Source organism: Bacillus sp. X1(2014), assembly GCF_007678255.1.
In genome coordinates, this window is the sequence record NZ_VEED01000022.1 from 78,503 (window position 1) to 86,765 (window position 8,263).

Consider the following 8,263-nt stretch of genomic DNA (forward strand, 5'->3'; position numbering starts at 1 on the left):
GTAAAAAATAGAAGGGTTACAAATTCGGTTATTCCGATTGTAACCCTTCTTATTTTGAATAACTAAGTTGGTAGGGAGATCAATAATTTGATTAGATTAGACTCACTAATATTGTTAGCTATTCCTTGGATAATTTACAGAGTTGTAGTTTTAGCAGTTAAATTATTTTAAAACGTAAATTAGTACATCTAGGGCCTCCGTTTTCTAAAGGATATTTTTAAGTTCTTCCTTAAACTTATTTGAGAAAACTCCCTTATTTACACCATCTTTTAGTAGTTCTAACAGTTCCCTTTCGGTGAGGTCGAGTGGCCTCGGTTGAAAATGTCTTGACCCATTTTTCTCCTTATACCATGCAAACCTAATTTCCTCACGCTTAAGTTCTTTAACAAAAATCTTCTCTACTGCTGAAATATCCACCCCTTCTTGAGTTGTGCCTTGAGCTAATAAATCACAGTATTTCGTCCTCTTTAATGGTTGACTCATAATCCTCACTCCCACCAGTTTCCAAATAACAAAATCAATACTACTCGACAGAGCCTAAATAATTGCATAGCTAAACTTATTATTTTTTCTACTATTCTGCATGGGTCTTTAAGTTTCCTTCTTAAATAATAGGCTATTTTGACAATCATTGTTGTTGTTTAAAGGGGTAATCCCTAATCTTTAATAATATATTTTTTGTCGATAAATGAGTATAGAATCTTATATTCGTTACTGGACGTATGTAGTAGTATAGGGTATAACATGTGTTCATTATAACGAAAAAAGGAGGGGATTGTGTGCGTAATAAAGGGATTTTATCATTGATTGCAGCAGGGTTATTAGTTTCACCTCTATCTCCAGGTACTGTAAAGGCAGAAGGAAATGAGTATCAATTTTCAAAGAAATTAATTGAACGTCAGGTTGAAAAGCCACTCCAACAAGGTATCATCGATTCTCATGCATTTAATCAACTTCAAAAAGAGGTAAAAGGTTCTCCATCTTATTCGGCAAAAAGTTTTAATAAAATGGGTGCTGCGAGTAGTAGTATTTCCAGTAATGAAGATTATTTGTTTGAAACGGAGTACAACGATGAATTTGATTTTGCGGATGCTATTTCATATGAAAAACCAATGATTGGTCAATTACTTCCTTTGTATGATGTAGACATTCATAAAGTAGTTGTGCCTAGGGATGGAATTTTATTAGTAGCTGGCGGCACTAACTCAGATGCGATTGATTTAGGATTCGGTGCCATTCAGAAGGATTTTGTTGAGAATGATAAATTAGTATATTTAGGCTCGTACGTTGAGGACGGATTTGAATTTAAAGGATACCAAGCTAAAGGCGGTACATACTATGTAGGCGTTATAGACAATGATAACGACCTATATGATGATAATACAGCAGATGATTTATACGCTATCGCTACTGTATTTATAGATAATGTTGCGCCATATAAGCCGAGTGTAAACAAGGTTGATAATAATGATACTGTTATAACTGGAAAGGCAGAATCCGGATCTACCGTTACTGTTAAAAGTGGTAATACAGTATTAGCGACTGCCAATGCTGCATCTACTGGAGCTTTCTCAGCAAAGATTGCTGTTCAAAAAGCAGGCACAAAGCTAGCAATCACAGCGAAAGATAGCGCTGGAAATGTGAGTTCAAGTGTGACAGTGACTGTTGCAGATGTTGTTGCACCAAGTAAGCCAGTTGTTAAAAAGGTTGATAATAACGACAAAGTAGTAACTGGAAAGGCAGAGGCTGGCTCTTTAGTTACTGTTAAAAATGGAAGCAAAGTGCTCGGAACGGCGAAAGCAGCATCTAATGGAGCTTTTTCTGTTAAAATAGCGGTTCAAAAAGCAGGTGCGAAATTAACAGCTACAGCTAAAGATGGTGCAGGAAATGTAAGTGCAAAAGCATCGGTAACTGTTGCAGATGTTATTGCGCCGAAAAAGCCAACTGTTTATAAAGTAGATGATAACGACAAAAAGGTAACAGGGAAAGCGGAAGCGAACTCAAGAGTTACGGTGAAAGTAGGAAGTAAATCTATAGGTTCAGCAACTGCCGATTCCAAAGGAAAATTCTCAGTCAAGATTAAAGCCCAGAAAAAAGGAACTACACTTGCTGTAACTGCAAAGGATAAGGCGGGTAATAAAAGCAGTAAGAGAACCATTAAAGTTGTAAAACATTAAAGCTAATCAATGAGCCGAGGGTTAATTTCTCGGCTTTTCGCGTTTTAGCCTAGAAATAAAAGGCAAAATAACAGCTCCCAATATTGCTGGGAGCTTAATTCGCTTACATTTGGTTCCTTTTTAAAAAGAGTCATGTTTGAAGATATGGGTCTTTACTAAACAAATTAAAAAACCATTTTTAAAATGAAAAAGTCTAAATTCATAAAAATTGAGTATTATCATATTAAGATAAGGAGGCGATCTGGTGAAATCAATTGGAATCTTGGGTGTAGGTCAAGCAGGCGGTAATATTGCTGAGATAGCAACAACCTTGGGCTTTCAAACCGCCCTAATCAACACGAACCAACGTGATGGGATAGTAAACACGAGGGTGGAAAAGAAGTATTTTGTCCCTGGTTATAGTGGTGCTGGTCAAGATAGATCAATAGGATTAAGAGCTGTTAAAGAAAATTATCGAGAGCTGCTTGACTTTGTAAAGGGTTCCTTTAAGAACATAAGGCTGTTATTGGTGGCCTTCTCTACCGACGGTGGTACTGGATCAGGTATGAGCCCTTTATTAATTGAGATGTTATTAGACCATCTGCCTGGCGTCAACATTGGTGCGATTGCTATTTTACCTGAGCGAAACGTGTTAGCCGGAAATCGAATCAATGCTTCTCAATGTATTGAAGAGATTTCCAAAATCGAAACCATCTCTTCTGTATTCCTTGTAGACAATGATCAGATGCGTAAGATTAATCCACAATCCAGCAAACATCAGATCTATCTTTCTTCTAATCAACAAGTCATGGAAGCAATTAACAATGTACTGCGAGTCACGAATAAGAGTTCATTTTATGGTAACTTTGATGAGTCGGACCTAATGAATATTCTTTACACGAGAGGAGTAACGCTCATATGCTCTGCCACGGTCACAGACGCTAAAACAACGTCTGACGTATCTAGAGAAATTCACCAATCTTGGATTAACTCCATATTCTGTCCTGTTGAATCAGCGGGCGTTATTCGAGCGGGTTTAATCTATGAAGGACCAGAGAATTTGTCTAAGCTAATTAATGTACCATCTATCTTTGAAAGGGTTGGAGAACCTTTACAATTATTCGAAGGGACGTATTTCTCAGAAACCGACGCTACTATAACAACCATTTTAGCGGGCTTTTCCTTCCCTACCCGACGCCTGCTATCAATAGAGGATTCCCTGGAAAAGAACAAAGATCGTTTACAAAACCTGGTCAACAAGGAACTAAGTCAGAAGTATGAATCTAAAGTATCTTGGGCATCCGGCCTAAAAGCTAAAAGACCTGAAAAGCAGGGAGGATCAGTAGCGTCCAAGTTACCGAAGAACCTGAAATAACGAATGTGCACATATTGGTAACGAAAATGGTCATTTCATTGGCAAAATGAAAATCAGACTTGTATCAGGAACCGTAATTTTTTATGTTCTTTTTGAAATAAGCTATTTTCTTATTGACTAATCATGCAAAAAGACGAATCCGCGTGGATTCGTCTTCTTTTTACTTATAAAAACGGGTAGATAGCATTTGCGTATGCAATTGCCCCTTTATTGTTAGGATGACCCATTGAAGCTCGTTTGCAGATTTCAAAGTCTATTCCCGTACAGCCAGCTTCTGTGCAAGAGACCAGCCGATCAGCAGCGATAAAATCTTGTGGGGACATATCTAAATTAATCCCGAATAAATAAGGATCATTGGTAAGCGCAGAGTGTTCAACACCAATATTTGGATCGGCAAAGAAAAAACGTTTTTCGCCAGTCAAGGCAGCATTTGTTTCATCAACAGCTTGTTGGAGAAACAATTTTGACTCGGTAGCAAGCTGCAGGCTTCTAGCATGGATGATCTGTAGGTGATGTTCAGTCAAAAATCCAGCAACAACACCGCCAGGCAGCCCCTCAGTTGCAATTCCTAAAGCGACAAGTAAAACTTCTACAGCGCTTAAATCACTGTGTTCAGAAACAGGGGGATAGTATCCAGTTACAATTACCTTGGCATTTGGAAAGGTAGTTGCCACTTTAGTGAATAAAGTTTTACTATTTTTAAGAAAGTGAGTCCGATGAAGGGCACTCAAATCATCATTAATAAAAGGATTCAGAACGGTTCGCATATTAACATCATTGATTCCTCCATCCATAATGATAAGATCTACCTCAGATTGTTCCCCGACAAATAGATCACACTGCTGTAGGATGGTCGGATAAGAAACAGGCACTTCTCCATCAACTGCTGGAGTGTTTGTATGATCATCTACTCCAATCGTTGCCCCAGAATGTGCAAGCACTTGGGTATAGTATCCGATATTTCCATTTCGGGCTTTGACGGCATTACCGACGAGGGAATAGTGCTTTTCATGTTCTGGTAAGCCTTGACCCCAAGATACTGAATCACCAATGACAAGCATATGAAAGGTATCCAATACTAAGTTGAGGGTGTTAGATGGCGTTCCATCTGATAAAATCACGCGCGCTACCGCATGCTCACCTGATGGGTTTTCTTCAATTGTAGATGGTCTAATCAATGTGAACTCTAGCTGGGTCGGGCTTAACAAAGTAACATCCGGCATATCTTGATCATTGATCCGAACAATGGCATTTTCTGAAAATCCACTACCTATTAATGTTACCTTTTGCCCTGGCTTGACTCGCATATGTTCATTTTCTTTATTATCTTGCTGAGCAGAGTCGACCTTGGGCTTAATATACAAAGAGGCTTTATTGGATAATGTTCCATCCAACTGTTTTACCTGAAGTGTGTGCTGCCCCCCTCTTATAAAAGGAGCCGAAAATTGCAGGGAAGTATCACTGTAAACATTTGTTGGCACAGGTGAACCATCGATTAGCACTACATCCGATTTCGTAAAACGTTTGCCTGTTAAGGTTACGCTTTCCGCTACATAGGCATAGGCAGGAGTTGCTTCAAAAATTGCCGGTTCTAGAAGTTTTCTGCGAAAATCATCAGGATCGATGGAACGCATACTGATTGGTTCCGGAAGTTTTCCACCATTGTACCCGCTGGCACCCTGGCCGGAGTAAGCACCATCAGGTCCTCTTGATCCAGCAGTTCTTGGTCCAGGTCCACAAACGGCTCCAAAGTTTGCTTTAAGAGAATCTCCAACAGGTCCTCCAGGGCCGCCTGAACCGGGATAACCAGGCTGACCTCCAGCTCCACCGCGGCCGCCATCCACGGTTATGTAAAAACCTTGAAGATATTGATTGATCACGTTCTGAGGGGCATAAAAGGAAAGCTTTCCACCGTATCCGCCATTGCCGCCATCTCCGCCCGGACCTCCATTTCCTCCAGTTCCTCCGTTGCCGCCAGCACCTGCCCCTGACTTACAGAATCCTGACCAGTCTAATTGGGCAGGTTTTCCTTTTCCTCCTTGCCCGCCATTCCCGCCGTCCTGACCAGAACCACCGGTGATTCCATCCTGCCCCCTTAAATCAAAAGCAGGACGTCCAATCATATCAAGAACCCATAATTCTAATTCAGGTGCACTATTTCCATCGGGGCCTCTGCCGCCTTTGACACCATGTATACCATTTGTCCCTGTAATGCCTACTAGTGTAGTCGAAGTTGCTGCTTGAGGTGGTGTTCCAGGTTTCCCAAGTTTAGCGGGACTGGATTTACTTGGCCTTTCCCATGTGAACGTAACATTCTGGCCAACTGTAATTTTTTCTGCAATTAAAATAAGATAACGCTGAGGTTGCTTTAGGACCACTGTTGTATTGTCCTGTAAATTAATTTCTGTTGCTACCCAATAAGCGGTATCTACATTAATCTGTGTGGTAATACCCGGTACGGAGGCAGCAGTTACTGTTTTAGATGGTAATGGGACTGCTTTCAAAATAGTGGCCTGGCCTCCAACAGGTTGAAGTACGGGTGTGGTTGCCGTGTTCGCTACTTTATACGCCGACTGGAAGTATGCCTGTGTGGTCGTTGCCGCTAAATTAGGATCAGGCTTTGTAAGCCCTGCTTGAGGTATTAAATTACCTGATAAATTAAGTGTTCCAAGGGATGATAGGGAAGTAATTCCCACGGATTCTAGAACTGCTTTGTGATACTGTAATCGGTCCTGGCTTAAAGTTGCGGCTGAAGTGATGGTGTTAGAACGAATTGAAAAGGATTGTAGAGCAACTGGGATAAATTGTGTTCCTAGAGTTGTAGACATGTGATTCCTCCTGAGATAAACAATGTTTAGGCCTTTATCATCCAACAAACCAATGAATGATTAGTAATCAATATTTCTTTAACTATAGAGAGATTAAAAGTTGTGAAGGACTTGATAAAAACCCGATTAACAATATATTTGATAACTAATAAAACTAGACCAATATTTTAGTAAAGGTTTATTTAACATAAAGTATGATAAACCAATGAAGTCAAATGAAATAAGGAAGGAATTCATAGGGGTGAAAAATCGACGAGATTGGTGCGGAAATATGCTGTATATCAAGGCTAGGGAAAAGGAAGAGTTTAAGACCCGGCTATATAGCCGGATTTTTTGTTTTCCAAGAATGTGGATACTCTTTTCCATAAAGTATATGTGATAGAATATAGGTGGTTTGATACAAAATAAGCTTGGGCTTTCTGCAGAAGGGAAAAGTATGAAGAACAAAAATACTCAAATTAATCAAAGGTTATATTACAGCACGGTGGTAGTGGTGATTGCACTTATGCTACTTGGGCTGTTTGTAGGTAATCCACTTCTTCATCATCTTGGACCAGGCTATATTATGCATGGTGTTTTAGTTTTCCTTTGTTCTATTTGTTTATTAATTTATCCTTTATATACGTCACATTTTCTTAGAATTATTATGATCGTCATAGCATCTACATACTTTTATACCATCTTCTTTTTATATCCGAATACCTCGTCTAACTTTATATTTTTATGCTTTATTCCGGCCATTTCAATCTTGTTTTTTGATACAAAACTTTTTCATCTTTCCTTACTATTTAATACTTTGTCAATCATAAGTCTTTTTAGCTATATTGCCCTTGATGATAGAGGGGATCTTTATCCTTATATAAGTAAAGACTTAATCGGTAATATTATTAACTTTTTCGGAAGCCAAGCTACTCTTTATTTTATTTTTTACTTATCGCATGGACGGCTGGAGAAACAGAAGCTCTATTATGAGCAAATTAAACATTCAGAACGACTGAAAACAACTGGGCAGCTCGCTGCTGCTGTGGCACATGAGATTAGAAATCCCTTAACAGTGGTTAAAGGCTTCTTACAGTTATACGAGAAAGATAATACATATATTGAACATAGTAAGCGGCATTTCTCATTAATGATTAATGAATTAAACACGGCAGAACAGGTAATTTCTCAATATCTATCCATTGCCAAGCCCGACAAAGACACTGAAACTGAACTAGTAAACGTAAAGAGTATTCTTCAAAGTGTAACGGATCTACTTAACACATACGGTCTCCTACATGATAAAAAGCTTGTACTAAGGATGGTTGAGGATTGTTATATCGCTGCGAATACAATTGAATTTAAACAGCTATTAATTAATATCATTAAAAATGCCATTGAAGCATCAAAAGCCGGTGATGTGGTTATAGTTACCGCTGAGGGTAAAAGGGACTTGGTTGAAATTAAAGTAATTGATAGTGGACAAGGAATGTCAAAGGAAGAAATGGATTCTCTTGGTACACCATTTTACTCGTTAAAAAGTAAAGGAACGGGCCTAGGGATGATGATTTGCTTTAACATTGCTACAAAGTATAAAGGAACCATCGACTTTGATAGCGTAAAAGGTAATGGAACAACGGTTACGATTCGGTTTCCAGCCACAAAATGCAGGGGTCAGTCCCCCACTGCTTTAACGTAGTGGGGGACTGACCCCTGATAAATAGACGGAGAAATTTCGCTTAATTAAAAATTATCCTTAAAAATACCTTTAATAGACGGAGATATTCCGCCTATTGACTTGAAAAGTGTCAAAATGAGGGGTTTTGCTTTGCATAGTCGGAAAACCTTGATTAAGTCCGTATAATTGTGTAAAAAGAAAAAGGGGTCAAATTAATTCCTTTTGTCAACAATGTTATCAGCGACGA

At 39.0% G+C, this 8,263-nt stretch carries 5 protein-coding genes; 3 read left to right on the forward strand and 2 right to left on the reverse strand.

The annotated features are described in order from the left end of the window. Positions 1-204: 204 nt before the first annotated feature. Positions 205-483 (reverse strand): hypothetical protein, encoded by a 279-nt coding sequence (locus tag FS608_RS25950; protein ID WP_144555458.1) that lies wholly within the window; start codon positions 481-483, stop codon positions 205-207. Between the two features lie 296 nt (positions 484-779). On the opposite strand from FS608_RS25950, the gene FS608_RS25955 reads away from it, so the two are divergent. Then, positions 780-2,177, forward strand: a complete 1,398-nt coding sequence (locus FS608_RS25955) for an Ig-like domain-containing protein (RefSeq protein ID WP_186328902.1) — start codon at positions 780-782, stop codon at positions 2,175-2,177. Between the two features lie 244 nt (positions 2,178-2,421). Beyond that, positions 2,422-3,531 (forward strand): FtsZ/tubulin family protein, encoded by a 1,110-nt coding sequence (locus FS608_RS25960; protein ID WP_144555459.1) that lies wholly within the window; start codon positions 2,422-2,424, stop codon positions 3,529-3,531. Positions 3,532-3,695: 164 nt separating this feature from the next. On the opposite strand, the gene FS608_RS30580 is transcribed toward FS608_RS25960, so the two are convergent. Next, on the reverse strand, positions 3,696-6,359 hold the full coding sequence (locus tag FS608_RS30580) for an SGNH/GDSL hydrolase family protein (protein ID WP_186328903.1): 2,664 nt from the start codon (positions 6,357-6,359) through the stop codon (positions 3,696-3,698). Positions 6,360-6,795: 436 nt separating this feature from the next. On the opposite strand from FS608_RS30580, the gene FS608_RS25970 reads away from it, so the two are divergent. After that, the gene (locus tag FS608_RS25970) at positions 6,796-8,037 is read left to right on the forward strand and encodes a sensor histidine kinase (RefSeq protein ID WP_144555461.1); all 1,242 of its coding nucleotides are present in this window, start codon (positions 6,796-6,798) and stop codon (positions 8,035-8,037) included. Positions 8,038-8,263: the final 226 nt, after the last annotated feature.

What these genes read in the sequence shown, in the direction of transcription:
- FS608_RS25950 (WP_144555458.1), bottom strand. Translation starts at nt 483, where the DNA reads ATGAGTCAACCATTAAAGAGGACGAAATACTGTGATTTATTAGCTCAA.
- FS608_RS30580 (WP_186328903.1), bottom strand. Translation starts at nt 6,359, where the DNA reads ATGTCTACAACTCTAGGAACACAATTTATCCCAGTTGCTCTACAATCC.
- FS608_RS25970 (WP_144555461.1), top strand. Translation starts at nt 6,796, where the DNA reads ATGAAGAACAAAAATACTCAAATTAATCAAAGGTTATATTACAGCACG.